Source organism: Bacillus cereus group sp. BceL291 (assembly GCF_051776705.1).
Classification (GTDB): domain Bacteria; phylum Bacillota; class Bacilli; order Bacillales; family Bacillaceae_G; genus Bacillus_A; species Bacillus_A cereus.
The window spans coordinates 1-387 of the sequence record NZ_JBPWAP010000254.1 but is presented as its reverse complement, the minus strand read 5'-3'; the positions used below and the strand labels follow the sequence as shown (position 1 = coordinate 387).

The window sequence follows — 387 nt, the reverse complement described above, 5'->3', positions numbered from 1 at the left end:
GATCAATCTTTCTTGTTGGGGGTTGCTGATGAATTTTATGAATTCTATAAAAAGATAGAATCTGGAGAAATAAAAATTGATGAATATGGTCAGTTAATTGAATAGAAAGGGAGAATGAAAAATGAATACAGTAACTATTAAATTTGGTCAAGGCACAGAAGCTTGGAAGGATATGCAAGAAGTTGTTAAAGTTCTACATGATAAAGGATATATCGCTCAGCCTTACGAGTATATTGGAACGGTTAAATTAACAAAGAAAATTAAAGAGGAAAACTAAACAAAATTCTTATTTGATTGGAGGAGACAAAATGGGCTGGGAAAAAATAATTGAGCAAAAGGAAATGACAACAATCGAAAAGCTACACCTGATATGTGATGCTAGTTTGG

General features: G+C 32.0%; 1 protein-coding gene. It reads left to right on the top strand.

The features are described from left to right. The first annotated feature begins 121 nt into the window (after nucleotides 1-121). Complete coding sequence (locus ACS2CR_RS34460) at nucleotides 122-277, top strand: hypothetical protein (RefSeq protein WP_194793513.1); 156 nt, start codon at nucleotides 122-124, stop codon at nucleotides 275-277. Nucleotides 278-387: the final 110 nt, after the last annotated feature.

Coding starts and splice junctions, on each gene's coding strand:
- ACS2CR_RS34460 (WP_194793513.1), top strand. CDS start 122: ATGAATACAGTAACTATTAAATTTGGTCAAGGCACAGAAGCTTGGAAG.